1 protein-coding gene is annotated in these 378 nt (G+C 59.8%); it reads right to left on the bottom strand.

Annotated features, from left to right (window positions below):
• Window positions 1–90: 90 nt before the first annotated feature.
• Window positions 91–378: DUF2726 domain-containing protein (locus QWI17_RS00435; RefSeq protein ID WP_302720527.1), on the bottom strand; the 288-nt coding region annotated here is incomplete at its 5' end.

Raw genomic sequence — 378 nt, 5'->3', positions numbered from 1 at the left:
AGGGTTTTTCCAACCACCTGCAAGCGGTGCATCCGGCTCAATAGTAGCCCCGCCGCGCCGGTGCAACTGCCCGTAGCAGCCCGGTGTCGCCTAATCGCCCAGAGCAGGTGTGGACCACCGCGCGAGAAACGCCTCAATTCTGCGCTCAATATCACACTCCACCGTCCGCAGCCGGATGATAGGAAGACCGCAGGCGGCCAGAATCTCATTCTTCATGACGTCCCGAGCGGCCTGCACAGGGTGATCGTGATACCCGCCATCGACCTCGATCACGCCAACTGGGGTCTTGCCAACTTTAAAATAAAGTACGAAATCGCAACTGGCGCGGCGCATAAACGCCCGCTGGGCTTGCGTCCACTCGAACTTGCCCGTCGATAC

The sequence above is a fragment of the Gilvimarinus gilvus genome (assembly GCF_030518155.1).
GTDB lineage: Bacteria > Pseudomonadota > Gammaproteobacteria > Pseudomonadales > Cellvibrionaceae > Gilvimarinus > Gilvimarinus gilvus.
This window is presented reverse-complemented; position numbering and strand designations above follow the sequence as displayed.